The organism is Falsiroseomonas sp., from assembly GCF_051859025.1.
Lineage (GTDB): Bacteria > Pseudomonadota > Alphaproteobacteria > Acetobacterales > Acetobacteraceae > Falsiroseomonas.
Genome location: NZ_JBHYGL010000023.1, coordinates 409,007 through 434,433, shown reverse-complemented (window position 1 = coordinate 434,433; position 25,427 = coordinate 409,007). Strand labels below are relative to the sequence as shown.

The 25,427-nt window shown below is 69.6% G+C and carries 25 protein-coding genes; 13 read left to right on the top strand and 12 right to left on the bottom strand.

What is annotated here, in order from left to right; genetic code table 11:
• The 11 genes from murB to ACTIE5_RS19905 all read left to right on the top strand — a co-directional run bounded on the left by murB (position 1) and on the right by ACTIE5_RS19905 (position 12,807).
• Positions 1–909, top strand: coding sequence for a UDP-N-acetylmuramate dehydrogenase (murB, locus tag ACTIE5_RS19955; protein ID WP_439551471.1), 909 nt, complete (start codon positions 1–3; stop codon positions 907–909).
• Positions 906–1,829: a D-alanine--D-alanine ligase gene (locus ACTIE5_RS19950; RefSeq protein WP_439551470.1), complete on the top strand. Its 924-nt coding sequence runs from the start codon at positions 906–908 to the stop codon at positions 1,827–1,829. Before murB ends, ACTIE5_RS19950 begins: the two co-directional genes overlap by 4 nt.
• On the top strand, positions 1,819–2,703 hold the full coding sequence (locus tag ACTIE5_RS19945; RefSeq protein ID WP_439551469.1) for a cell division protein FtsQ/DivIB: 885 nt from the start codon (positions 1,819–1,821) through the stop codon (positions 2,701–2,703). The genes ACTIE5_RS19950 and ACTIE5_RS19945 overlap by 11 nt, the downstream gene beginning before the upstream one ends.
• The gene (gene ftsA / locus ACTIE5_RS19940; RefSeq protein WP_439551468.1) at positions 2,700–3,992 is read left to right on the top strand and encodes a cell division protein FtsA; all 1,293 of its coding nucleotides are present in this window, start codon (positions 2,700–2,702) and stop codon (positions 3,990–3,992) included. The genes ACTIE5_RS19945 and ftsA overlap by 4 nt, the downstream gene beginning before the upstream one ends.
• Before the next feature lie 77 nt (positions 3,993–4,069).
• Positions 4,070–5,569 (top strand): cell division protein FtsZ, encoded by a 1,500-nt coding sequence (gene ftsZ / locus ACTIE5_RS19935; protein WP_439551467.1) that lies wholly within the window; start codon positions 4,070–4,072, stop codon positions 5,567–5,569.
• Between the two features lie 250 nt (positions 5,570–5,819).
• A complete protein-coding gene (gene lpxC, locus ACTIE5_RS19930) occupies positions 5,820–6,767 on the top strand; it encodes a UDP-3-O-acyl-N-acetylglucosamine deacetylase (protein WP_439551466.1) in 948 nt (315 codons plus the stop codon).
• Between the two features lie 165 nt (positions 6,768–6,932).
• Positions 6,933–7,769 (top strand): outer membrane protein assembly factor BamD, encoded by an 837-nt coding sequence (locus ACTIE5_RS19925; RefSeq protein ID WP_439551465.1) that lies wholly within the window; start codon positions 6,933–6,935, stop codon positions 7,767–7,769.
• Between the two features lie 22 nt (positions 7,770–7,791).
• Positions 7,792–9,474 (top strand): DNA repair protein RecN, encoded by a 1,683-nt coding sequence (gene recN / locus ACTIE5_RS19920; protein ID WP_439551464.1) that lies wholly within the window; start codon positions 7,792–7,794, stop codon positions 9,472–9,474.
• 268 nt (positions 9,475–9,742) lie between these two features.
• The gene (locus ACTIE5_RS19915) at positions 9,743–10,261 is read left to right on the top strand and encodes a GNAT family N-acetyltransferase (RefSeq protein WP_439551463.1); all 519 of its coding nucleotides are present in this window, start codon (positions 9,743–9,745) and stop codon (positions 10,259–10,261) included.
• Positions 10,258–12,438: an NAD-dependent DNA ligase LigA gene (ligA, locus tag ACTIE5_RS19910; protein WP_439551462.1), complete on the top strand. Its 2,181-nt coding sequence runs from the start codon at positions 10,258–10,260 to the stop codon at positions 12,436–12,438. The genes ACTIE5_RS19915 and ligA overlap by 4 nt, the downstream gene beginning before the upstream one ends.
• Positions 12,439–12,477: 39 nt before the next feature.
• Positions 12,478–12,807, top strand: a complete 330-nt coding sequence (locus tag ACTIE5_RS19905) for a hypothetical protein (protein ID WP_439551461.1) — start codon at positions 12,478–12,480, stop codon at positions 12,805–12,807.
• Positions 12,808–12,827: 20 nt separating this feature from the next.
• Here the strand turns inward: ACTIE5_RS19905 and ACTIE5_RS19900 are convergent, their stop codons facing one another.
• Together ACTIE5_RS19900 and ACTIE5_RS19895 are read right to left on the bottom strand one after the other, a co-directional pair.
• Entirely contained in the window at positions 12,828–13,616 is a 789-nt protein-coding gene (locus ACTIE5_RS19900) for an N-acyl homoserine lactonase family protein (protein ID WP_439551460.1), read from the bottom strand.
• Positions 13,617–13,620: 4 nt separating this feature from the next.
• Positions 13,621–14,538 (bottom strand): NAD(P)-dependent oxidoreductase, encoded by a 918-nt coding sequence (locus tag ACTIE5_RS19895; RefSeq protein ID WP_439551459.1) that lies wholly within the window; start codon positions 14,536–14,538, stop codon positions 13,621–13,623.
• Between the two features lie 105 nt (positions 14,539–14,643).
• Between ACTIE5_RS19895 and ACTIE5_RS19890 the strand changes: the two genes are divergently transcribed.
• Positions 14,644–15,534, top strand: a complete 891-nt coding sequence (locus ACTIE5_RS19890) for an alpha/beta fold hydrolase (protein ID WP_439551458.1) — start codon at positions 14,644–14,646, stop codon at positions 15,532–15,534.
• On the opposite strand, the gene ACTIE5_RS19885 is transcribed toward ACTIE5_RS19890, so the two are convergent.
• From ACTIE5_RS19885 to ACTIE5_RS19840, 10 genes are all read right to left on the bottom strand, one after another.
• Positions 15,515–16,021 (bottom strand): DinB family protein, encoded by a 507-nt coding sequence (locus tag ACTIE5_RS19885; protein ID WP_439551457.1) that lies wholly within the window; start codon positions 16,019–16,021, stop codon positions 15,515–15,517. The two genes, ACTIE5_RS19890 and ACTIE5_RS19885, sit on opposite strands and share 20 nt — an antisense overlap.
• The gene (locus ACTIE5_RS19880; RefSeq protein WP_439551456.1) at positions 16,018–17,013 is read right to left on the bottom strand and encodes a GNAT family N-acetyltransferase; all 996 of its coding nucleotides are present in this window, start codon (positions 17,011–17,013) and stop codon (positions 16,018–16,020) included. Before ACTIE5_RS19880 ends, ACTIE5_RS19885 begins: the two co-directional genes overlap by 4 nt.
• Positions 17,010–18,212: a pyridoxal phosphate-dependent aminotransferase gene (locus tag ACTIE5_RS19875; protein WP_439551455.1), complete on the bottom strand. Its 1,203-nt coding sequence runs from the start codon at positions 18,210–18,212 to the stop codon at positions 17,010–17,012. The genes ACTIE5_RS19880 and ACTIE5_RS19875 overlap by 4 nt, the downstream gene beginning before the upstream one ends.
• A gap of 54 nt (positions 18,213–18,266) precedes the next feature.
• The gene (locus tag ACTIE5_RS19870) at positions 18,267–18,707 is read right to left on the bottom strand and encodes a GNAT family N-acetyltransferase (RefSeq protein ID WP_439551454.1); all 441 of its coding nucleotides are present in this window, start codon (positions 18,705–18,707) and stop codon (positions 18,267–18,269) included.
• A gap of 46 nt (positions 18,708–18,753) precedes the next feature.
• Complete coding sequence (locus ACTIE5_RS19865) at positions 18,754–19,953, bottom strand: pyridoxal phosphate-dependent aminotransferase (RefSeq protein WP_439551453.1); 1,200 nt, start codon at positions 19,951–19,953, stop codon at positions 18,754–18,756.
• Between the two features lie 86 nt (positions 19,954–20,039).
• Positions 20,040–20,405 (bottom strand): hypothetical protein, encoded by a 366-nt coding sequence (locus tag ACTIE5_RS19860; RefSeq protein WP_439551452.1) that lies wholly within the window; start codon positions 20,403–20,405, stop codon positions 20,040–20,042.
• Positions 20,406–20,454: 49 nt separating this feature from the next.
• Positions 20,455–21,252, bottom strand: a complete 798-nt coding sequence (locus tag ACTIE5_RS19855; protein ID WP_439551451.1) for an ABC transporter permease subunit — start codon at positions 21,250–21,252, stop codon at positions 20,455–20,457.
• Positions 21,253–21,254: 2 nt separating this feature from the next.
• Positions 21,255–22,136, bottom strand: coding sequence for an ABC transporter permease subunit (locus ACTIE5_RS19850; protein WP_439551450.1), 882 nt, complete (start codon positions 22,134–22,136; stop codon positions 21,255–21,257).
• Positions 22,133–23,284 (bottom strand): ABC transporter ATP-binding protein, encoded by a 1,152-nt coding sequence (locus ACTIE5_RS19845; RefSeq protein WP_439551449.1) that lies wholly within the window; start codon positions 23,282–23,284, stop codon positions 22,133–22,135. The genes ACTIE5_RS19850 and ACTIE5_RS19845 overlap by 4 nt, the downstream gene beginning before the upstream one ends.
• On the bottom strand, positions 23,281–24,384 hold the full coding sequence (locus ACTIE5_RS19840; RefSeq protein ID WP_439551448.1) for an extracellular solute-binding protein: 1,104 nt from the start codon (positions 24,382–24,384) through the stop codon (positions 23,281–23,283). The genes ACTIE5_RS19845 and ACTIE5_RS19840 overlap by 4 nt, the downstream gene beginning before the upstream one ends.
• A 355-nt stretch (positions 24,385–24,739) precedes the next feature.
• Between ACTIE5_RS19840 and ACTIE5_RS19835 the strand changes: the two genes are divergently transcribed.
• A complete protein-coding gene (locus tag ACTIE5_RS19835) occupies positions 24,740–25,390 on the top strand; it encodes a hypothetical protein (protein ID WP_439551447.1) in 651 nt (216 codons plus the stop codon).
• Positions 25,391–25,427: the final 37 nt, after the last annotated feature.

The following is a 25,427-nucleotide window of genomic DNA, read 5'->3' as shown; positions in this document are numbered from 1 at the left end:
ATGACGGACCCGCGCAGCCGGGCCACGCTGCCGCCGATCCGCGGCCGCGTGCAGCAGGCGGCGCCCCTGGCGCCCTTCACCTGGTTCCGCGTCGGCGGGGCCGCGGAATGGCTGGTGCGCCCGGCGGATGTGGACGACCTGCTGCTGCTGCTGCGGGACCTGCCGGACCAGATGCCGCTGGCGGTGATCGGCGCTGCCTCCAACCTCATCATCCGCGATGGCGGCGTGCGGGGCGTGGTGCTGCGGCTGGCAGGCAAGGGCTTCGGCGACATCGTGGTGGAGCCGGACGGCATCATTGCCGGCGCCGCGGCGCTGGATGCCGTGGTGGCGGAACATGCGGCGGCGGCGGGCCTGGCGGGGCTGGAATTCCTCTCCGGTATCCCGGGCGCCATCGGCGGGGCCGTGGCGATGAATGCCGGCGCCTACGGGGCCGAGGTGAAGGACGTGCTGGACTGGGCGGAGATCGCCACCCCTGGCGGCATGCTGCGCCTGACCGCCGCCGACCTCCACTTTGCCTATCGCAAGGCGGTTCTGCCCGCGCGCGGCGTGGTGGCGCGCGCGCGGTTCCATGCGCGCCGGGGCGACCCCGCTTCCATCGCGGCCCGCATGGCGGAGATCCGGACGGCGCGGGAAGCGACCCAGCCCGTGCGGGCGCGCACCGGCGGTTCCACCTTCAAGAACCCACCCGGCGCCAAGGCCTGGGCGCTGGTCGATGCGGCGGGCTGCCGCGGCCTGGTGCGCGGCGGTGCGCAGGTCAGTGAGAAGCACACGAATTTCCTCCTCAACCTCGGCAGCGCGACCGCCGCCGATATCGAGGAACTGGGCGAGGAGGTGCGCACGCGCGTCCTCGCCACCAGCGGCATCACGCTGGAATGGGAGATCAAGCGGATCGGCGAGGTGATGCCATGACGATGCATGTCGCGGTCCTGCATGGCGGCGTGTCCGCCGAACGTGACGTGAGCCTGGCGACAGGCGCGCAGGTGATCGGCGCGCTGCAGGCGGCCGGCTTCACCGTGACCTCCATCGAGGTCGGCGCCGATCTGGGCGCGGTGATCGCGGCGCTGCAGGCCGCGAAGCCCGATGCCGTGTTCAACGCCCTGCACGGCCGCTTCGGGGAGGATGGCTGCATCCAGGGCGTGCTGGACTGGATGGGCCTGCCCTACACGCATTCCGGCGTGCGCGCCTCCTCCCTCGCCATGGACAAGGCAGCGTCCAAGGCGGCCTTTGCCGCGGCGGGGCTTCCCGTCCCGCCCGGCCGGATCGTGACGCCGGAGGAGTTGGAGGCGGAAGACCCCCTGCCCCGCCCCTATGTAGTGAAACCCGTCAACGAAGGCTCCTCCGTCGGCGTCGAGATCCTGCGGGAGGGTGACAACCGCCGCGCCGACATCGCGCGCCGCTGGAAGTTCGACCGCCGCATCATGGTCGAGGCCTTCATCCCCGGCCGCGAACTGACCGTCGCCGTGATGGACGACCGGACGCTGGAGGTGACGGAGATCGCCACCGGCCATGTCTTCTACGACTACGATGCCAAATACGCGGATGGCGGCAGCCACCACACCCTGCCCGCGCCCGTGCATCCGGCGACGCGCCAGAAGGCGATGGACATCGCGCTGAGGGCCCACCAGGCGCTGGGCTGCCGCGGCGTCTCCCGCGCCGATCTCCGCTACGACGATACGGGGGGGGAGCCGGGGCAGCTCTACCTGCTGGAAGTGAACACCCAGCCCGGCATGACGCGCACCAGCCTGGTGCCGGAACAGGCCGCGCATGTCGGCATTCCCTTCCCCGACCTCTGTGCCTGGATGGTGAGGGAGGCGCGCCATGGCCCGTAACGCCCCGGTTTCCGCCCGCGCCCGCGCGGCAAGGCGCGATCCCGACCGTCCCAGCCGCCTGCGCCTCTGGCTCAAGCGCCGCCGCGGCCTCATGCGGCCCGCGGCGCTCGGCCTGATGGCAACCGCCCTCGTGCTCGGTGTCGGCTACGCCGTCTATGCGTCGGACCCCGCGGGGCGCATGCGCGCGGTCGTGGAGAATGTCGGCGACCTCGGCCTCGCCGCGGGGCTCGAGGTGACAGAAGTGGTGGTCCAGGGCCGGCGCAACACGCCGCAGGACCTGATCAGCGCCGCCATCGGCGCGCAGCGCGGCGACCCCATGCTCGCCTTCTCGCCCGAGGAAGCGAAGGCAAGGCTGGAGACGATCGCCTGGGTGGAGGCCGCGCATGTGGAACGCCGACTGCCCGGCACGATCCTGGTGCGGCTGACGGAACGCACGCCCTTCGCGATCTGGCAGCACAACAGCCGCTTCGCCGTGATCGACCGCGAAGGCCGCGTGGTGGCCACGGAAACGCTGGACGCCTTCGGGCCGCTCCCGCTGGTGGTGGGCGCGGGCGCCGACAAGCATGCGGCCGCGCTGTACGACCTGCTGCTGGCGCATCGTAATGTCCTGGAACGCACGCAGGCGCTGGTGCGCGTGGGCGAACGGCGCTGGAACCTGCGGCTGCATAACGGCATCGATGTCCTGCTCCCCGAAGGGCAGGAAGCGCCGGCGCTCAACCGGCTGTCGGAACTGCAGGCGCGGAACTCGCTGCTCGACCGCCCGCTCGCCGCCGTGGACATGCGGCTGCCGGACCGACTCGTGCTGCGGCAGAACCCCGCGCCGGAACCGCCCGCGCAGCCGCACCGGCGCAACACGGCGAGCACCCGCGGATGAACGCTCTGTCCCGCCTGCCCGCCGGCCTCGATCCCCCGCAGGAAAAGCGCCGCCGCGGCGCGCGCAGCGGCCCCTTCGGCGTGCTCGACATCGGCACGACCAAGGTCGTCTGCCTGATCGCGCGGATCGAGGGCGATGGGGAACCGCGCGTGCTCGGCTTCGGCTGGCAGCGCGGACGCGGCGTGAAGGGCGGGTCGATCATCGACCTGGAGGAAGCGGAACGCGCCATCCGCGCCGCCGTCGGCCAGGCGGAGGAGATGTCGGACACGCAGCTATCCGGCGCCATCGTGAACCTGTCCTGCGGCCAGCCCGATTCGCGCCTGCTGCACGTGCAGTGGCCGATCGGCGGACGCGCGGTGACGGATGCCGATCTGCGCGCGATTCTGCATGAAGGCCGGCGCCGCGGCACGGAGGATGGGCGGGAGACGGTGCATGGTTCCCCCGTCTCCTTCACCGTCGATGCCACGCCGGGTGTCGAGGATCCGCGCGGCATGGTCTGCGACACGCTCGGCGCGCGCGTGCACCTGGTGGATGCGTCACAAGCCGCGCTGCGCAACCTCGGCGCGTGCCTCGCGCGCTGCGACCTGGAGGTGGAGGAGTTGGTTTCCTCCCCGCTCGCCGCCGGTCTCGCGACGCTGGTTGAGGATGAGAAGCGAATCGGCGCGACCGTCATCGACATGGGCGGCGGCACCACCTCTATCGCCGTGTTCAGCGAAGGCCAGCTGATCCACACCGCGCAGATTCCCGTGGGCGGCTGGCAGGTGACGAACGACCTGGCGCGCGTCCTCTCCACGCCCATCAGCCACGCAGAACGGCTGAAGACGCTGCATGGCGGCGCGCTGGCGGCGGCGGATGATGAGCGCGAGATGCTGCCCGTGCCGCTGGTCGGCGAGGATGAGGACCACATCGCGCGCGTGCCGCGAGCGATGATCGTGAACATCATCCGCCCGCGGCTGGAGGAAACCTTCGAATTCGTGCGCGAGAGGCTGGAACAGGCCGGAGTCGCGAAGGAAGCGGGCACGCGCGTGGTGCTGACGGGCGGCGCGAGCCAGATGATCGGCGCGCGCGAACTGGCGGCGCGGGTGCTGGACCGGCAGGTGCGAATCGGCAGGCCACGCAGCGTGCGCGGCCTGCCGGATACGGCCGGCGGACCGCCCTTCGCGGCAGCGATCGGCCTTCTTGCCTGGGGTGCGGGCGAAGGACGCCCTGTTGTTGACATCGCGCCTGGAATCGATCGGCCGCAGGGCCCGATTCGGCGTCTCTATGGTTGGCTGCGGGACCGCTTGTGATGCGTCCGCGCTGCATTACCCCCATCCCAATCCCCCGGCCGGTGCGCTAGGCTGAGTTCCAGGAGAGGCCCCCACACATGACCCTGAACCTGACCATCCCGATCCACCAGCACACCGACTTCAGCCCGCGGATCACCGTCGTCGGCGTCGGCGGTGGCGGCACCAATGCCGTGAACAACATGGTCGCCATGGGTCTGGAAGGCGTGGAATTCCTCGTCGCCAATACCGATGCGCAATCGCTGGTGCACAGCAAGGCTGATCGCCGCGTGCAACTCGGCCCGCATCTGACGCAGGGACTCGGCGCCGGCGCGAAGCCCGAGATCGGCCGCGCCGCCGCGGAGGAAGCGACCGAGGAACTGGCCCGCCACCTCGATGGCTGCCACATGGTCTTCGTGACCGCCGGCATGGGCGGCGGCACCGGCACGGGTGCTGCGCCGGTGATCGCGCGCATGGCGCGCGAACGCGGCATCCTGACCGTCGGCGTGGTGACGAAGCCCTTCGACTTCGAAGGCCCGAAGCGGAAGAAGTCCGCCGATGCGGGGATCGAGGAACTGCAGCAATTCGTCGATACGCTGATCGTCATCCCGAACCAGAACCTGTTCAGGCTGGCGAATGAGCGCACGACCTTCGCCGAGGCCTTCAAGATGGCCGACAACGTCCTCTACATGGGCGTGCGCGGCGTGACGGACCTGATGGTCAATCCGGGCCTGGTGAACCTCGACTTCGCCGACATCCGCACCGTCATGGCGGAGATGGGCAAGGCGATGATGGGCACGGGCGAGGCCGAGGGCGAGGACCGCGCCATCAAGGCCAGCGAGGCCGCGATCAGCAACCCGCTGCTGGAAGACACGTCCATGCGCGGCGCGCGCGGCGTGCTGATCAACATCACCGGCGGCTACGACATGACGCTGTTCGAGGTCGATGAGGCCGCGAATCGAATCCGCAAGGAAGTGGACGAGGATGCGAACATCATCTTCGGCTCCTCGGTCGATGAGACGATGAACGGGCGCCTGCGCGTCTCCGTCGTCGCGACCGGCATCGATGCGCGGGAAGCGCGGGATGCGGAGCGGCCGAAGCTGGTGGCGATGGGCGGCGGCGCCCCGGTGCAGGCGGTTGCGACGGCGAATGTCGCCCCCGCCCCGGCCATGCGCTCCCCCGGCGGCTTCACGCCGCGGGTTGCCGCGGCGCCGGCGCCGGCCGCGATGCGCCCGGCCCAATCCTATGTCGCGCCGGTCGTTGCGCAGCCCGTGGCCCCCGCCCCCGCCCCGGTGGCGCCGGAGCCCCAGGCGGTCGTGGAGGGTCCCGTCGTGATGGCGCAGCAGGCGGAAGTCGGCCTCCGCGCGCCGGCCACCACCAGGGCCCCGGCCGCGCCCGCCCCGGCCCAGACCGGGGGGCTGAACAACCTGTTCCGCCGGGCGACCGGCCTGATGCGCCGCGATGTGCCGGAAGCGCAGGCCCCCGCACCGATGCCGGCGCGCATCGAACCGCCGGCGGCGCCCCGCCCGGTGGCGCGTGCACCGCAGCAGGATGAGATGGGGCTCGACATCCCGACCTTCCTGCGCCGCCAGAGTAATTGAGGCTGAAATAGGGCATTGCTGCGACACAGCAATGCCCTGATTTCAATGACTTACGACGTAATACCGCGAAACAAGGCTTGAATAGCATTCCGCGGGTCCGACTGCCATTTTAGCCTTGGTGGTCCGGGCTGGGCCCCTGCGCTGGTGCAACCGCAAAATGTGGGCCGGCGTCTTTTGAACGGGGGATGCGCCGCTGAAGGGGTCCGCAGATGCGGGCCCGGTCACGCGGCGCAGACAGAGGCGCAAGCAGATGGACGGTTTCCTTCCGATCGACAGGGCGCGGCGCAAGACGCTGAAGACCGCGATCGGCTGCGTCGGCGTCGGGCTGCATAGCGGCCGCCGCGTTTCCCTGACCCTTCGCCCCGCCGCCGCCGGCACCGGCATCGTCTTCCGCCGCACCGACCTCGGCATTGATGTCCCCGCCCGATTCGACCGCGTCGCCGATACCCGCCTCTGCACCGCCCTCGTCGCGGCCGACGCCCCGCAGGCGCGAATCGGCACGGTGGAGCACGTGATGGCGGCGCTGGCCGGCACGGGCGTGACGGATGCAATCCTGGACATCGATGGCGCGGAGGTCCCGATTCTCGACGGCTCGGCCGCGCCCTTCGTCTTCCTGATCGATTGCGCCGGCACCACCAGCCTGAACCTGCCGGCCCCGGTGATCGAGGTGCTGCGCCGAGTCCGGGTCGAGGAAAAGGGCGCCTTCGTCGAACTCCAGCCTTCCGCGACCGCGGGGTTCGAGGCCGAGTTGACGATCGACTTCCCCTCCACCGCCATCGGCAGCCAGAGCGTGGGCATGCGCGTCACCCCCGCGGCCTTCCGGGCCGGCCTGGCGGATGCGCGGACCTTCACCCTGGCCGAGGAAATCGCGCGCCTGCGCGCCGCCGGCCTGGCGCAGGGCGGCAGCCTGGCCAATGCGATCGTCGTGGACGGCCCGCTGGTGCTGAACCCGGGCGGCCTGCGACGGCCCGATGAATTCGTGCGCCACAAGCTGCTGGACGTGGTCGGCGACCTTGCCCTGGCGGGCGCCCAATTGTCCGGCCGCTTCATCGGCCACCGCTCCGGCCATGCGCTCAACAACAAGCTGTTGCGGGCGATGTTCGCCGACCGCAGCGCCTGGCGCCTGGTCGAGGGCGAGGTGCCGATGGACGGCGCCACCACCCGGATGCCGGCCGCCGCCGCGCCGGCCATGGCCTGATCCACCAGGATCGCGGTTGCAAGCCGGCCGCGGCTGCCGCATCACCCCATAGGAACGGGGCAGGCGAAGGCTTCTCACGAAGCGCGCCCCCCGCCTTGCCCCTGGTGGGCCGCGGCGTGGTATAGGGGGGTTCTCATGCGTGACCGGTCCATAATGCTCCGACGAATGCTGCCCCTCGTCCTCATCCTGCCCATCGCGGCGTGTTCCGGGCCCACCGCCTGGGACGGTCGCGGAACGTCGCTTGGCGCCGGCGCCACGCGGCCGGGCGCCACCGGCCAGGATACCTCGCCGGAAGCGCTCTATGCCGCGGGGATGGAGGAGCTGAACGCCGAACGCTACCAGCGCGCGGTCCAGCTGTTCGATACGGTGGAGCGCGAGCACCCCTATTCGGCCTTCGCCACCAACGCGAAGCTCATGTCCGCCTATGGCGAGTACATGCGCAACCGCTACACGGAAGCCCTCGGCGCGCTGGACCGCTTCATCCAGCTGCACCCCGCGCATCGCGACATCGCCTACGCCTATTACCTCCGCGCGCTCTGCTACTATGAGCAGATCAACGACACGGAACGCGACCAGCGCACGACGGAACAGGCGATGGCCGCGCTGCAGGATGTCGCGAACCGCTTCCCCAACACGCCCTACGCCCGCGATGCGCGGCTGAAGATGGACCTGGCCCGCGACCATCTGGCGGGGCGGGAGATGGTGGTGGGCCGCTTCTACCAGAACCGGCGCCTCTACACCGCCGCCATCGGCCGCTTCCGCCGCGTGGTCGATGAATACCAGACCACCAACCACGTTCCGGAAGCACTCCATCGCCTGACGGAAATCTACTTGGCGCTCGGGCTGACGGATGAGGCGCGGCGCACCGCCTCCGTGCTCGGCCACAACTACCCCGGCAGCGAATGGTACCAGGACAGCTACGCGCTGCTGGTCGATGGCGCGGAGCCGGCCGAACAGAACCGGCCCGGCTTCATCCGCCGGGCCGTGGGCTGGATCTTCTGAGAAGCGGGGCGCAGCGCCTGCCGTGCTGACCGCCCTCGCCATCCGGGACGTTGTGCTGATCGAGCGGCTGGACCTGGTCTTCGGCCCGGGCCTGACGGTGCTGACCGGTGAGACCGGCGCCGGCAAATCCATCCTGCTGGACAGCCTGGGCCTGGCACTCGGCGCCCGCTCCTCCGGCGGCGGGCTGGTGCGGGCGGGCCAGGCGCAGGCCAGCGTCGCCGCCGCCTTCGCGCCCGGGGACCAGCACCCCGCCCGCGCCCTCCTCATCGAACAGGGGATCGAGTCGGAGGAGGAGATCGTCCTCCGCCGCATCGTCACCGCCGATGGCCGCAGCCGCGCCTTCGTGAACGACCAGCCCGTGGGCCTGGCCATGCTGCGCCGGCTCGGCGCCATGCTGGTCGAGGTGCAGGGCCAGCACGACCAGGTCGGCCTGGCCGATCCCACGCATCACGCCGGGCTGCTCGATGCCTCCGGCGCGCTCGACGCCCTGCGCGGCTCGGTGGCGGAGGCCCATCGCAGCTGGCGGGAGGCGGAGCGCGCCCTGGCCACGGCGCGGGAGGAAATCGCCGCCGCGCAGCGGGATGAGGAATTCCTGCGCCACGCCGTCGGTGAGCTGGAGGATCTGGCCCCGGTCGAGGGCGAGGAAGACCAGCTGGCGGCCGAACGCCAGCACCTGCAGCAGGGCGAACGGCGGGGCGAGGCCATCGCGGAAGCCCTGGCGGCCCTGCAGCCGCGGGACCGCCGCAGCGCCAATCCCGGCGCGGCGCTGCGCAGCGCATCCCGAGCCCTGGAACGCCTGCCCGCCCCCAACACGGATGCCGAGCCCGCTCTCGAAGCGCTCGGCCGGGCGCTGGATGCGCTGTCGGACGCCGAGACGGCACTGGAGCGGCTGTCGCATGAGGCCTCCGCCGACCCGCGCCGACTGGAACATGTGGAGGAGCGGCTCTTCGCGCTGCGCGCCTCCGCCCGGAAGCATCTGGTGCCGGTGGTGGAACTGCCGGCGCTGCTGGTCTCGCTGAAGGCCCGCCTTGCGGCGCTGGATGCGGGAACGGGCCAGGTGGCGGCGGCGGAACGCCGGGCACGGGAGACTCGCGAAGCCTATGTCGGGGCAGCCGGGCGCCTGACGGCGGCACGACGGGATGCGGCGCAGAAGCTGGAGAAATCGATCGCCCGGGAATTGCCGCCGCTGAAGCTGGATCGCGCGCGCCTGGTGGTGGAGGTGGCGGAGAAGCCGGAACCCGCCTGGGGCCCGGATGGGATGGACCGCGTCACCTTCCTCGTCTCCACCAACCCCGGCCAGGCGCCGGGGGCGCTGGACAAGGTGGCCTCGGGCGGAGAGCTGTCGCGCCTGATGCTGGCCTTCAAGGTGGTGCTGGCGCGCGGGTCGCCGGTGCCGACGCTGGTGTTCGATGAGGTCGATAGTGGCGTCGGCGGCGCCACCGCCGCGGCGGTGGGCGACAGGCTGGCCCGGGTGGCCGAACGGCTGCAGGTGCTGGTGGTGACGCATTCGCCGCAGGTCGCGGCGCGCGGCGGGCGGCATTTCTCGGTCGCGAAGCAGGTGAAGGCCGGGCGGGCGGAAACGCGCGTCGTGCCGCTCGATGTGCCCGCGCGGCGGGAGGAGATAGCCCGCATGCTGGCGGGGGAGAAGGTGACGGAAGCAGCGCGCATGGCGGCGGACAGCCTGCTGGCCGGGTCGCTGCTGTAGCGGGGCGCCGGCGCCATGAAATCCGTGGCGCCCGGACCATGTTCTTGGTATGTTCATGCTGCCACCGACACCACTCTGTCCCCTCGCCCCCCCTGCGAAAACGGTACTAAAACGCCTAAATCGGCTAAATGCGCTTTAGCGGATTTCGGAATTTCCCGTCGAATCAGATACTTGTCGGCAAGACGAACGAAAGCTCTCAATTTTTCAGGGGCTAAAGACGCTTTACGCGGTCCCCCGGCCGCGGATCGGGCGAAAGGTGGGGCCAGGGATGACGGACAGCCGAGGCGCTGGGCACGATTCCGCCGCCCGCATCCGTCCCGACACGCCGGCGGATGCCGCGGCCGTCGCCGCGCTGGTCAACGCCATCAACAGCCTGGACGGCACTCCGCCGCAGCGGCCGATGACCGCTTCCGTGGCCGGGCGGGACCTGATCGGCCCAGCGGCGCGGGCGATCCTGCGCGTGGCGGAGCGGGCGGGCACGGTCGTCGGCTTCGCGACCGCCGGCTACATCTACGATGCCGAGCGCCAGGCGGATGCGCTGATGCTGCTCGACCTCTACGTGCTGCCTGAAGCGCGCCGGCACGGCCTGGCACGTGCCCTGATGGCGCGCCTGGCGGCGGAGGCGCTACACCGCGGGGCGGAGTGCCTCTGGTGGGGCGTCGATGAGGGCGATGGGGAAGCGACCGCTTTCTACCGCGCCATCGGCGCCGCCAGCGAAGGCCGCTTCAGTGGCGAGATCCTGGAAGGCGAGGCGCTGCGGCGCCTGGCGGCGGAGCATCGGGAATGAATGACCAGGCCAGCGATCCGGCGCTGCGGGCACGGGTGGTGGAGGCGCTGACGGATGAGGAAGCGCAGGCGGAACTCGCCGCGCTGGCCGCCGAGATCGCGCATCACGACGATCGCTACCACAAGCTGGATGCGCCGGAGATCAGCGATGCCGACTACGACGCCCTGGTCCGCCGCAACCGCGCGATCGAGGCGCGCTTCCCGGAACTGGTGCGGGAAGACAGCCCGAGCCGCCGCGTGGGTGCCGACACCGCGGAGGGCTTCGCCAAGCTGCGCCACGGCGTGCCGATGCTCTCGCTCGACAACGCCTTCGCCGATGCGGATTTTCTCGAGTTCTGTGCCTCCATCAGGCGCTTCCTGCGGCTTGATGCCGAGGAGAAGCTGGCCTTCGTGGGGGAACCCAAGATCGACGGCCTGTCGATCAACCTGACCTATGAGAACGGCGCCTTCGTGCGCGGCGCCACGCGCGGCGACGGGACGGAAGGCGAGGATGTCACCCGCAACCTGCTGACGCTGGCCGACCTGCCGCGCCAGCTGCCCGCCCCCTTCCCCGCCCGGATCGAGATCCGCGGCGAGGTCTTCATGGACAAGGCTGATTTCCTTCGTTTCCGCGCCCAGCAGGAACAGGCGGCGGCAGAGCGAGACGAACGGCGCGCGAAGGGGGAGAAGGTCGGCGCGGCAGTCACCATCCCTGCCAATCCGCGCAACGCGGCGGCGGGTTCGCTGCGGCAGCTGGACCCGACCATCACGGCGCAGCGCCCGCTGAAGCTCTTCGCCTATGCGATGGGCGAGGCCAGCGAACAGCCGGCGGAGACGCATGAAGGCTGGCTCCAGCGGCTGCGGGACTGGGGCTTCACGGTGAACCCGGTTTCCGAATTGCTCGCCGATGAGGAGGCGGCGCTGGCGTTCCAGCGGCGCATGGGCGAACAGCGCGCGGGCCTCGCCTATGACATCGATGGCGTCGTCTACAAGCTGAACCGGCTGGACTGGCAAAGGCGCCTCGGCTTCGTCGGCCGCGCACCGCGCTGGGCTATCGCCTGGAAATTCCCGGCGGAGCAGGCGACCACGGTGCTGCTCGGCATCGAGATCCAGGTGGGGCGCACCGGCGCGCTGACGCCGCGCGCGGTGATGCAGCCCGTCAGCGTCGGCGGCGTCATGGTCAGCCATGCCAGCCTGCACAACGAAGACGAGATCGCCCGCAAGGATGTGCGGATCGGCGACACGGTGATGCTGCAGCGCGCCGGTGACGTTATCCCGCAGATCCTGGGCGTGGTCCTGGACAAGCGGCCGGAGGGCGCGGTCCCCTTCGCCTTCCCGGACCGCTGCCCAGCCTGCGGCAGCCACGCCGTGCGCCCGCCCGGTGAGGTCGTGAAGCGCTGCACCGGCGGCCTCATCTGCCCTGCGCAGACGGTGGAGCGCCTGATCCACTTCGCCCGCCGCAACGCCATGGATATCGAGGGCCTGGGCGCGGAAAACGTGCAGAAGCTGTTCGAGGAGGGCCTGGTGAAGAGCCCCGCCGACATCTTCCGCCTCGCCCAACACGCGGAGACGATGCGGGGCTGGGAAGGCTGGGGAGCGCGATCCCAAGGGGTTGCAAAGAAGGATGCGAAGAAGGTGGCGAACCTGCTCGCCGCCATCGAAGCGCGGCGCAGCGTGCCCTTCGAACGCTTCATCTTCGCCCTCGGCATCCGCCGGATCGGGGAGGCGAATGCCAAGCTGCTGGCCCGCCACTACCACGATTTTCGCGAGTGGCGCGGCAGGATGCTCGCCGCCACCACCATCGGGTCCGAGGCGCGGGAGGAGCTGGGCTCCATCCAGGGCATCGGCCCCGCCATCGCGACCGAACTCGCCGAGTTCTTCATGGAGCCCCGAAACCTGGCCGCGCTGGACGATCTGGCGCGGGAGGTGACGCCGCAGGAAACCATCGTCGCCGCGACGGCGGACAACCCCTTCGCCGGCAGGACCGTCGTCTTCACCGGATCGCTCCAGACCATGTCGCGGGACGAGGCGGAGGCGCAGGCGGAACGGCTGGGGGCGAAGGTGACCAAGAGCGTGTCGAAGAAGACGGACTTCGTCATCGTCGGCGCCGAGGCCGGCAGCAAGGCCACCAAGGCGGCGGAGCTCGGCCTGCGGGTGCTGACGGAGGCCGAGTGGCGGGAGATGGCGGCGCTCGGCTGACGCTTGCGCCGGCGGGCATTGCAGCCCTATCTGCGCGCCATGTCCGCCTTCTTCCTCTCCGCGCTGCTGCTATCCGTAGCCGCCTACATCCATACGCGGTCGGAAGACCCCGTCATGCGGCCGGCCCACCCCATCGCCGACCTGTTCTGGCGGGGGCTGTCCTACCTGGCGCTCGCGGTCTGGGCGCTGATGATCCTGCGCGGCTTCTACACGAAGCATTGGGCGGATGCGCTGGCGGCGCTGCTGGGGTCGTTCGCCGTCAACTGGTGGTTCGGGCATCGCGGGCCGAAGCCCACCTGGCCGGGCATCTCCATGATGTTCGGCGTCGTGGGTCTCGGCCTGGCGGCGTATTCCTACCTCTACGAATAGGGCCTCTACGAACAGGGCCTCTACGAACAGGGCGGCAGGTCGAGGCGCGTCGCCTCCGCATTGCCGGGCTCCGCCGGGAAGCGGGAACGCACCAGCGGGTCATGCCCCGGGATCACCAGGCTTTCGTCGCCGCCCGCCAATGCACGAGCGCGGCGCCAGCCCTGCACCATGGCGCCGAGGTCGAAGACGATCGGGAACGGGTTCTCCCGCGCCATGTTGGCGTAGTAGTGGCTGGCATCGCCGGCGATGACGAGCTTCCCGCGGACCGTCGCGATCCGCACCATCTGCAGCCCGCCGGAATGGCCGCCGACGCCGTGGACGGTGACGCCCGGCGCGACCTCCCCTTCCCCGTCGTGGAAGGTCACTCGGTCCGCATAGACGGCGCGGACCAGGCGGACCACGTCCTCCACCTCGAAGGGATGGCGCAGGCAGTGGCTGCACATGTGGCGGCCGGTGGCGAAGGAGACCTCGTTGTCCTGGATGTGGAAGCGCGCATTCGGGAACAGGTCGAGGTTGCCGGCGTGGTCGTAGTGCAGATGCGTGACGATGACGTCCTGGATGGCGGCGGGATCCACGCCGGCATCACGCAGGCAATCGCCCACGGGGCGCAGGATGGTGCGGCCACGCCTGGCGGCGGTGGCCTCGTCGAAGCCGGTATCGACCAGCACCAGGCGGCCCTCAGGCCCGCGCAGCAGCCAGACGAAATAGTCCATCGGCATGGCGTCATGCGCATCCGGCACCGGCATCATGAAGTTGGATTGCGCGGTGCGTTCGTGCCGCGCGTAGCGCAGCGCCAGCACTTCCCACATGGCGCTACGCCTTCTTCGCGATCTGCGGCGATTCGAGTTCGTCGGCGGCCAGCGCCTCGCTGAACTTCGCCGCCGCCGTGTGGTCCTGCCCCGGGCCGAGCAACGAGGCCGCAGCGGCCCACAATTCCCGGGTCTGCGCGGCGAGCGGCGTCGGCGTCGATGTCTCCCGCCCCACCTGGAGCGCGATGGACAGATCCTTCACCATCAGATCCAGCCCGAAGCCCGAGTTGAATTTCCGCGACAGCACGAACTGGTTCAACTTCCGCTGGGTACTGTTGTTCATGCCGGTGGAGTTGTTCAGCACCTCCACCATCACGGCGGGATCGAGCCCGAAGCGGCTGCCGATCAGCAGCGCCTCCACGCTGATGAGGAAGCCCGCGGCGCTGACGAGGTTGTTGAGCGCCTTCATCGCCTGGCCCGCACCGATATCGCCGCAGCGCGTGATGCTGCCGCCCATGGCGCGCAGCAGCGGGTCAACGCGATCCAGCGGCACCACATCGCCCCCGGTCATGATGGCGAGCGTCCCGGTTTCCGCCCGCGCGACGCCGCCGGAGACAGGTGCGTCCACCATGGCGATCCCATGTGCCGCCAATTCCTGCGCGATGGCGCGGGTGGCGGAGGGCTCGCCGGAGGACATCTCCACCACGGTGGTGCCGGGGGCCAGGTTCGGGCGCATGGCGGCGACGACCTCGGCAACCTCGCGACTTGTCGGCAGCATGGTGATGACGGCACCGGCGCCCTGGGCGGCGGCCGCGGCGCTGGCGGCGGCGATGCCGCCATGCTTCGCGGCGAAATCGGCGGCACGGCCGGGCACGGCGTCATGGACGGCGACGGTGAAGCCGGCTTCCTGCAATCTGATGGCCATCGGCCAGCCCATGCGGCCGATGCCGATGAAGGCAACCCGGCTGATCCCGCTTTCCATTCCGTCTCTCCCCCGTTTCTGCCGCAAGGCTGGCCGCAGGCGTGGCAGGGGTCAACGCCCCGCGGCGACGGTATAGGCTGGCCGCAGCAGGAAGGAGCAGCCGCCATGTTCGAGGGCTTCATCGAGGAGATGCGCGACGCCGATGGCCAGGCGCTGCGCCTGCGCCGCGGCGGCAAGGGCCCTCCCCTGCTGCTGCTGCACGGCAACCCGCAGACCCATGCCATGTGGCACCAGGTGGCGCCGGTGCTGGCGGAACGCTTCACCGTGGTCTGCCCGGACCTGCGGGGCTATGGGCTTTCCGGCAAGCCGCCCGTCTCCGCCGACCATGCCGCCTATTCGAAGCGTGCGATGGCGGCGGATATGGTGGCGCTGATGCGCGGCCTCGGCTTCGATCGCTTCCAGGTGGTGGCGCATGACCGCGGCGCGCGGGTGGCACACCGGATGGCGCTGGATTCGCCGCAGGCCGTGGAGCGTCTATGCACGATGGATATCGTGCCGACGATGCACCACTTCGAACACGCCGACATGGATTTCGCGCTCGGCTACTATCACTGGTTCTGGCTGGCCCAGCCGCACCCGAAGCCCGAGCGCCTGATCCTGCGCGATGTCGAGGATTGGTTCGACATGCACACCTCCCGCGAACCGAAGGACAAGGGCTTCTTTCACCCCGAGGCGCGCGCGGACTACCTGGCGGCGTTGCACGCGCCCGGCACGGTGGAGGCGATCTGCGAGGATTACCGCGCCGCCACCACCATCGACCTGGTGCATGACCGCGCAAGCCGCGAAGCGGGCGTGAAGGTGCAATGCCCGCTGCTGGCGCTGTGGGGCGCCAAGGGCAAGGTCGGCGTGTGGTACCAGCCGCTGGAGGTCTGGCGCCGCTACGCCAAGGGGCCCGTCACAGGCGGGCCGGTCAATTCAGGGCATTACCTGGCGGAGGAAGCGCCGGGAGAGGTGCTGGCCGCGCTGGACGGCTTCCTCAGTCGAAGGGAAGGATGAAGGGGATATCGGTATCCCCCGTCTTCTCGCCGAAGCCGGTGATGAGGGCGTGGGCCTGGCCGCGGTGATGGGTCTGGTGGTTGAAGAAATGCGTGACCAGCACCCAGGTCGGGCGCGTGACATCCCGCTGCATCGCACCGCTGAACCAGGACAGCGTGCCGGACAGCCAAGCGGGATCGACGGTCGCGGCCCAGGCCTCGATCCGCGCATCGGTCTCGGCACGGACCCGCTTCAGCACGGCCCAATCCCCGTGCAGCGCCACGCTGGCGGGGATGCCGACCTTCGGTGCCTCCCACCCCGCGAAGCGCGACATCCAGGTGGTGTCGCCCCAGACCAGGTGGTTCAGCGTGCCATGGATGGAGCCGAAGAAGGCACCGCGATCCTCCCGCCGCTGCGCATCGCCCAACCGCTCCGCGGCGGCGTAGAGGCGGCGGTTCATCTCCGCGTTGTAGGCGGCCATGAGCCGGACATGCTCGGGCGAGATCATGGGACCGCCTTCCAGAAATAGAGGATGTCGTGGGGCTGCATCGCGGCATCCAACTCGCCGCCCGGGATGCTGCCGGCCTCGTTCCAGCCGGTGGCGCGGTACAGCGCCTCCGCCGCCGTGCCCCGGCGTGTATCCAGCACCATCAGGCGGCGGCCGATGCCGCGTGCGGTCTGGTCCACGCGACGCATCAGCGCCCGTCCGACGCCCTGCCGGCGATGGCCAGGGGCAACCATCAGCTTTTCCACATCCACGCGATGCGGCTGGTTCGGCTGCGTCGCCAGGCCGAGCTGCACGGTGCCGACCAGCACGCCGTCGAGCCAGGCGACCAGCAGGACCCGCCTGCCGAGCGCGATCTCCGACGACACGCGCTTCCAGGCATCCCGCGCCACGGCGGGCGCCAGCGGCGGCAGGTAGGACAGGCTGGCACCCTCCGCCACGCAATCCACCAGCAGCGTCGCCAGGGCGCGCTCCGCGCTCGCCGCCGCGGCGGCGTCCAGCGCTTCCACCACCAGGCCGCGGATGGGCTTGGTGTAGCGGAACTCCAGGCTGTGGGAGATGTCGTCCAGGATGCGGATGGAGCCCTGCCGGACGAAGCCGCGCTTCTCGTAGAAGCGATGCGCCGCTTCGAAGCGCGTATCGGTCCAGAGCACCAGGCGATGCGCGCCGGCCGCCAGCGCGTGCGCCTCGGCTGCCTCCAGCAGCTGGTGCGCGAGGCCCGTGCCGCGGGAATCCGCCGCCACATAGACCTTGCAGATCTCCCAGGCCTGGTCCTGGTTCAGCGGCCGCACCGCCGCCATGCCGATGACGCGGCCATCGCGTTCCGCCACCCAGAGCGCGCCGCCGGCCTCGGCGAAATAGGTGGCCAGCGCCCGAAGCTCCGGCACCTCTGCATCCACGTCCAGGATGCAGTTCGGGTATTCGGCCCAGCAGGCGCCGATCAGCGCGATGAAGCCTGCCTCGTCGCTGTCCCGGCCGGGGCGGAGGCTGGTCACGACAGGCCTTTGCAGAACTCCTGGATGCGGGTGCAGGCCTCCCGCAGGCTTTCCGTGTCCGTGGCGTAGGAGATGCGGATATAGGGGCTCATGCCATAGGCGCTGCCATGCACCGTCGCGACATGCGCTTCCTCCAGCACCGCCAGGGCGAAATCGAGGTCGGTCTCGATCCTGCGCCCGCCCTTGCTGGTCTTGCCGAGGCAGCCCGCGACATTCGGGAAGACGTAGAAGGCGCCTTCCGGCCGGTGGCACTGGATGCCGGGGGCCTGGTTCAGCATATCGACGACCATGTTCCGGCGCTCGCGATAGATCTCCGCGCGTTCCTTCACGCCGTCCTGAGGCCCGTCCAGCGCGGCGATGGCGGCGGCCTGGCCGACGCTGCTGGTGCCGGCGCTGATCTGGCTCTGCATGTTCACCATGGCGGCGATGAGGTTCTTCGGCCCGCCGCAGAAGCCGATGCGCCAGCCCGTCATGGCATAGGTCTTGGACACGCCATTGACCGTCAGCACCCGGTCCTTCAGCCGCGGCTCCACATCCGCGATGGTGCAGAACTCGAACCCGTCATAGACGAGGTGCTCATACATGTCGTCCGTCAGCACCCAGACATGCGGGTGCTTCAGCAGCACCTCCGCCAGCGCCTTCATCTCCGCCCGCGAGCACGCCGCGCCGGTCGGGTTGTTCGGGAAGTTCAGGAACAGCCACTTGGTCTTCGGCGTGATGGCGGCGTCCAAATCTTCCGGGCGCAGCTTGAAGCCGTTGTTCTGCGGGCAGGCGATGGTGACGGGCGTCGCGGTGGCGAGCTTCGCCATCTCGGCGTAGGAGGTCCAGTAGGGCGCAGGGATCAGCACCTCGTCACCCGGATCGCAGGTGCCGAACAGCGCGTTCATGATCACCTGCTTGCCGCCGTTGGAGATCATGATCTCGTTCAGCGCGTAATCCAGGTTGTTGTCGCGCTTGAACTTGCGCTGCACGGCTTCCTTGAGCGCGCGAGTGCCGTCCTGGGGCGGGTACTTGGTCTCGCCCCGCAGCGCGGCCTGGTAACCGGCCTCGATCGCGTGGCGGGGGCTGTCGAAATTGGGCTCCCCGATCGCCAGGCTGATGACCTTCTGGCCGGAGGCCGCGATCTCCCGCGCTCGGTTCGTCATCACCGCCGTGGCGGCGAGCTTGATGTCGTTCAGCCTGGTGGCAAGAGCGGGCATGGTGACCGGTTTCCAGTACGAATGCCCGTCATGTAGCCAAGCCGGGGCGGCCGCTCAATCCGGCGCGCGGTGCAACACCCAGTCAAAGGGTTGCTCGCCGGTCACGACGAAGCCGAGCCGTTCCCAGAAGCGCCGAGCCGGGCTTTCCTTCAGCACCTCGATCGCGAAGGCGCGGCCGGGGTGGCTGGCGTGGATGGCGCGGAAAACGGCGGCACCCAGGCCACTGCCCTGCGCCTCGGGCTCCAGGAACAGGCTGTGGATCTCGATGGCGTCGCTGGCCTGCTCGATGCCCACGCAGCCGATCATCGCGCCGTCACGCTCGATGACGTTCAGGATGCCTGCCTCGAACTGCTTGCGCATCCGGGCGCGGCGACGGTCGGGGTCGTAGCGGCCGATACGCTCCAGATGCGCGCGCATCACCCTGATGGACAGCGCGAGCATCGGTTCGAAATCCGCCTCCGCCGCGGGGCGGAGGCGGAAGGCTTGGCTGGCCATGCGATTCAGACCTTCAGGCCAGCGGCCTTCCGGTCATCGCATGGCGTCACTTCAGGCCGGCGCAGAAGGCCTGGATGCGGGTGCAGGCATCGGTCAGGGACGCATCATCGGTCGCGTAGCTGATGCGGAAATGGCCGGGGAACATGAAGGCCGCGCCGTGCACGGTGGCGACACCCTGTTCCTCCAGCAGCCCGATGCAGAAATCCTCGCAGGTCTCGATCTTCTTGCCGGATGCGCTGGTCTTGCCGAGGCAGCCGCGGATGTCCGGGAATACGTAGAAGGCGCCTTCCGGAGTCGGGCAACGGACGCCCTGCGCCTTGTTCAGCATGCCGACGACCAGGTCGCGGCGGCGCTGATAGACGACGCGCATCTCCTCCACGCTGTCCTGCTGGCCGGTCAGCGCCTCGATAGCCGCGGCCTGGCTGATGGAGGAGGTGTTGGAGGTGGACTGGCTCTGCAGCTTGTCCATCGCCTTGATGAGCTGGATGGGCGCGCCGGCGAAGCCGATGCGCCAGCCGGTCATGGCATAGGCCTTGGAACAGCCATTCATCGTGACCGTGCGGTCCTTGAGGCGCGGCTCCACCTCGACGATCGTCGCGAACTTGATGCCGTAGGTCAGCTTCTCATAGATGTCGTCCGAGAAGATCCACACATCGGGGTGGCGCAGCAGGACCTCGGCCAGGCCCTTCAGCTCCTCCGCCGAATAGCCGGCGCCGGTGGGGTTGGAAGGGTTGTTCAGGATCAGCCACTTGGTCTTGGGCGTGATCGCCGCTTCCAGCTGCTCCGGCGTCATCTTGAAGCCCTGGTTCGGGCCGCAGGGGACGATCACGGGCTTGCCCTCGGCGAGCGCCACGATGTCCGGGTAGCTCACCCAGCAGGGGGCGGGGATGATCGCCTCGTCACCCGGGTTGATGGTGGCTACCAGCGCATCGAAGATCACCTGCTTGCCGCCGGTGGCGACCAGGATCTCCTCCGGCTTGTAGTCGATGTTGTTGTCGCGCTTGAATTTCTGGCAGACCGCCGTGCGCAGCGCCATGGTGCCGGCAACGTCCGTATACTTCGTCTCGCCGCGCTCGATGGCCGCGATCGCCGCGTCCTTCACGTTGCGGGGGGTGTCGAAATCGGGCTCGCCCGCGGCGAGGGAGATCACATCCTTCCCCGCGGCCTTCAGCGCGCGCGCCTTCGCCGTCATGGCGATGGTCAGCGAGGGCGAGATGCGGTCGAGGCGATCGGCGATGAGGTTCATGGCTTGTCCGGCGTCCCTGCCCAGCCCATGCCGGGCGGCGGATGGTTTCCTAGACCCGGTTGCACCGATCGTCCACCGTCCTGCCTCTATTCAAGGCGGAGCGGGCGGTATCCCTGGAAGGTGAAGCCGCGTTCCGCCATGCAGCTGCGGCGCCAGCCTTCCCGGGGGCCGTTGTTGATATCCACCTGGGAATACTGGGCGGGGCGGTAGCGTTCGGTCACGCGGCAGCGTTCCTGGCCGCGATCCCGCCAGCAATCCCGGTCGCGCTCGATGCGCGCGGGGGAGGTCATCTGCCAGACGAATTGGGGCGGGACGGCCAGCGCGGCCTCGTTCCGGCAGGCCTCGACCATCACATCCGCCTCCGCCTCGCTGGTGCCCGGCCGGGCCCAGCGTTCGGCACAGGCGGAGAGCAGCAGAAGGCAGGCGGCAAGGGTCAGCCCGGCGGTGCGCATGCGTCGATCCTGGAGGAGCCTTGTGGATAAAGCATGGCAAAGGTTTCGCTCAGCGCGGGCGCCGCGGCATCACGACCCAGGTGGCAATTGCGATCCCGATCGCCACCACCGCCACCAGCAGCGTCGCCAGCGCATAGAGGTCCGGCGTCAGCCCCAACCGGACGGCGGAGAAGATGACCATGGGCAGGGTGGAAGCGCCCGGCCCGGAGACGAAGCTGGCGATCACAAGATCGTCGAGGGAGAGGGTGAAGGCCAGCAGCCAGCCCGCGGCGATGGCCGGGGCGATCACTGGCAGGGTGATCAGGAAGAAGACCTTCCAGGGCCTGGCGCCGAGGTCCATGGCCGCTTCCTCCAGGCTGGTGTCGAAATCGGCCAGCCGGGCCTGCACCACCACCGCCACATAGGCGGCCCCGAAGGTGGCGTGGGCGATGGCGACCGTGTCCGCCCCGCGTCCGGCCGGGAAGCCGAAGGCCTGCTCCATCGCCACGAACATCAGCAGCAGGGAAAGGCCGGTGATGACTTCCGGCATCACCAGCGGTGCCGCCATGGCGCCGGCGAAGGCCGCCCGGCCGCGGAAGCGGCCCATCCGCGCCAGCGCGAAACCCGCCACCACGCCCAGCACGGTCGCCATGGTGGCGGAGACAGCCGCGATGCGGAACGACAGGACCGCCGCCCCCATCAGCGCCTCATTCTCCCACAAGGCGACGTACCAGCGCGCGGAGAAGCCGGTGAAGCTGGTCACCAGGCGGCTGTCGTTGAAGGAGAACAGCACCATCAGCAGGATCGGGAGGTAGAGGAAGGCAAAGCCGAGCCCGAGCGGCACGGCCAGCTTCGAAGCGCGCCGCATGGCTAGCCCCCTCCCCGCGCCGCGCGGGCCTGGAACAGCGCAATGGGCGCGACCAGCAGCAGAAGCAGGACGACCGCCAGGGCGGAGGCCAATGGCCAGTCCCGGTTCTGGAAGAACTCCGTCCACAGCACGCGGCCGACCAATTGGGCGTCAGGGCCGCCGAGCAGTTCCGGGATCACGAACTCCCCCACCGCGGGGATGAAGACCAGCAGGAAGCCCGCGACGACACCGGGCATCGACAGCGGCAGCGTCACCTGCAGGAAGGCGCGCCAGGGCCTGGCGCCCAGATCCTCCGCCGCCTCCAGCAGGGCCGGATCGAGCTTCGAAAGCGTGGCGTAGAGCGGCAGGACCATGAAGGGCAGGTAGCAGTAGGTGATGCCGATATAGAGGGCGAGGTCGGTATAGAGCAGGTGCAGCGGTTCCTGGATCAGCCCCAGCGCCATCAGCGCCCCGTTCAGCCAGCCCTGGTCCTGCAGGATGCCGATCCAGGCGGTGATCCGCAGCAGGAAGGACGTCCAGAAGGGCAGGATCACCAGCATCAGCAGCACGGCGCGCCAGCGTTCCGGCGCGCGCGCGATGGCCAGCGCCATGGGGTAGCCCACCAGCAGGCAGAGGGTGGCGGAGATCGCCGCGACGCGAAGGCTGCGCAGCCCAGCCTCCAGGTAGAAGGGGTCTTCCAGGAACAGGCGGAAATTCGCCAGGTTCAGCTGGATGACCGGCCCGCCCTCCTCGCTCCAGCGCAGCAGGGGGGTGTAGGGCGGCAGGCCCTCGCTCGGTTCCGCGAAGGCGATGCTCAGCACGATCAGGAAGGGCACCACGAAGAACAGCGCCATCCAGGTCCAGGGAAGGGCCAGCACCAGGGCGCGGCCAAGCCGCCCCTTCATTCAGGCAGCACCATGCTCGCTTCGGCATCCCAGGTGACGGCGACACGGTCTTCCCAATCCACCGGCCGCGCCGTCATGCGCCGCAGGTTGGGCTGGCTGACGCGGATCTCCTTCCCCGAGTCGAGGACCACGTAATACATGAAGAAGTCCCCGAAATAGGCGATGTCCCGCACCCGCCCGACCAGGCGGTTGTCGCCCAGCGGCGTGGCGGGGTCCGTGCGCTCGATCCGCATGCGCTCGGGCCGGATGGCGACGAAGGCGCGGCTGCCGATGGGCTTGAGGGCGCCTGCCTCCGCCAGGATGTCGAAATCCAGTTCCGAACTGCCGATCCGCGTCACCTGGTCGTCCGCTGCCTCGACCACCCCTTCCAGGATGTTGGCGGTGCCGAGGAATTCGGCGGTGAAGCGGCTGTTGGGGAATTCATAGACCTCCCCGGGCGTGCCCACCTGCGCCAGCGTGCCGCGATCCATCACCGCAAGGCGCGTGGCCATGGTCATCGCCTCCTCCTGGTCATGGGTGACGATGACGAAGGTGGTGCCGGTGCGTTCCTGGATGTTCACCAGTTCGAACTGCGTCGCCTCCCGCAGATTCTTGTCCAGCGCGGAAAGCGGTTCGTCCAGCAGCAGCAGCTTGGGACGCTTGGCGAGCGCCCGGGCCAGCGCGACGCGGGCCTTCTGGCCGCCGGACAGGGCGGAAGGCTTGCGGCCGCCGAAGCCTTCCATCTGGACCAGCGCCAGCATCTCCGCCACCCGGTCGGCGATCACCGCCTTGGGCGCGCCTTCCTGGCGCAGGCCGAAGCCGATGTTCTGCGCCACCGTCATGTGCGGGAACAGCGCATAGGACTGGAACATCATGTTGATGGGCCGCTCATAGGGCGGCACGCCGGCCAGGTCCTGGCCATCCAGCACGATGCGGCCGGCATCCGGTTCGATGAAGCCGGCCAGGCAGCGAAGCAGGGTCGATTTGCCCGAGCCGGAGGCGCCGAGCAGGGCGAACAACTCACCGCGGTAGATCGGCAGCGTCACGGCATCCAGGGCGACGAAGCCGTCGAAGCGCTTCGTCACCCCCTCGATCCGCAGGAACGGATCCGCCGCCGGGTCGCGCCAGGGCTCGGCCGTACCGGGCCGTGCCGCGACCGCACTACTCATCGGCCAGCCTTGAAACGCGCCCAGACGCGGTTGCGGGCGCGTTCCGCGGCCTGGGGCACGGCGCCGATGGTGAAGAAGCGCGCGCGCATCTCGTCCGTCGGGAAGACGGAGGGATCATTCGCCACTTCCGCCGCCACCAGCGGCCGGCTGGCCGGCACCCCGTTGGGGTAGCGGACATGATTCGTGATGTTGGCCATCACGTCGGGCTGGAGGAGGAAGTTGATGAAGGCATGCGCCGCCGCCGGGTTCGGCGCATCCGCCGGGATCGCCAGCAGGTCGAACCAGAGCTGCGCGCCTTCCCTCGGCGCGATGTACTGGATGTTGACGCCGCGATTCGCTTCCTCCGCGCGCGCCGCCGCCTGGATGACGTCGCCGGAATAGGCGAAGGCCATGCAGAACTGCCCACCGGCCAGCGCCTCGATCACCCCGCCGGAGGAGAAGGCGCGGATGAAGGGGCGGATCGTCATCAGCGTGCGCTCGACCTCACGCAGGTCTTCGGGACTCGTGCTGTTCGGGTCCTTGCCGAGGTAGCGCAACACCATCGGGATGACGTCGGAGGCGCTGTCCATCATGACGATGCCACAGCGCTGGAGCCGCCGTGCATTCGCGGGGTCGAACATCAGCCGAAGGCTGTCCATGGGCGCATCGGGCGCCAGGGCGCGGACGCGGTCCACATTGATGCCCAGACCGATGGTTCCATAGAGGTAGAGCGCGCCGAAGCGGTTCTCGGGATCGGAACTCGCCACCTGCTGCTGCAGCGCCGGGTCGATGTTGGCGAGGTTGGGGATCAGGCTGCGATCGAGCGGCCGGAACGCCCCGGCACGGGCGAGTCGGGAGAAGGTCGGCTCGCTGGTCGGCACGACGATATCGTAGCCGGTGCGGCCGGCGGACATGCGGCCTTCCAGCGTCTCCAGGCTGTCGTAGATGTCGTAGCGGACGCGGATGCCCGTCTCCCGCACGAAGCGCTGGACCATGTAGGGGTCGATATAGTCGTTCCAGTTGAAGACGTTGACGACCTGTTGCGGCTGCTGCGCCTGCGCCAAGGGCGACAGGCAGGCCGACACCAGCAAGGCCGCCATCACGGCCATACGACGCATCATTCGAGCACTCCCGCGATTCAATGGCGGGTTGAGCCTAACACGGCATCGCGATCCTGCATCAGGGCAGCAGCCGAAACGAAACTAGGTCTTTTTTCCTTGACCTTTGCCTCGCCCCCTTGTACGCATGGCGGGCCAAGGGGCGAGTTGCGCCCCGCTCGCCGCCCCGGATTTGCGCAAACAGCGCAATATCAGCGGAATACGCGCGAAGGGCACCCGTCCTAGCCCCCTGCAACCCAGTCCTGACCCCAGCAGGCACTGCCCGCTGACAGGATGATAATCCCCATTCCACCCCCGGATCACCGGGGCGCGCGGATCCGCGCGCTCGTGGTAGCCCGCTGTCCGAACGGAGACGACGATGCCCTTCGACAACACCTCCCTCATCCCCCTCCTGACCGGGAGCGGCTTCACGCTCTGGCTCTACAGGACGAGCGATACGCGGGCGACGGCGCTGGGCGCCAACTACTTCTCCCCGGCGGCGAGCCGGATCACCACCGGTGACCTGATCCTGCTGCAATCGTCCGATTCCGTCGGCCTGCTGCCGGTCCGGTCCAGCAGCGTCGTGGCCGCCGGCGTCGTGCTGGATACGGCGGCCGCGCCCTTCCGGGTCAACAGGACGGCGGCGCAGCGCTTCTCCGTCCGGCAGGCCGCGACGGCGGTCGCGATGACCGCGGTGCTCGCGCCGCTCGCCGCCGGCATCGTCGCCAACGGCACGGTCAATGCCCAGGCCACGATCGTAGGGCCGGTGCCCGAGGTTGCCTTCAGCATCAGCGACGCCACGGGCGCCACGGTCCGTGGCCCGCAGACCGCGGCGGTTTCCGCCGGCACCGCCACCGCGACCCTGCCCGCGCCGCCGGCCGGATCGGGCTACCGCATGCGGGTCCAGGCCACGATCGACCCCGCCGTGGCCGACAGTTCCGCGCCCTTCGCCGTCACCGCGCCCTATGGGCTGCTGCTCCAGACCGGCGTGTCGCTGCTGCTGGAGGATGGCGGTCGGGTCCTGATCTGACCGTCCGAGCCCCTCCCCCGCCCCAGACCAGGACAGG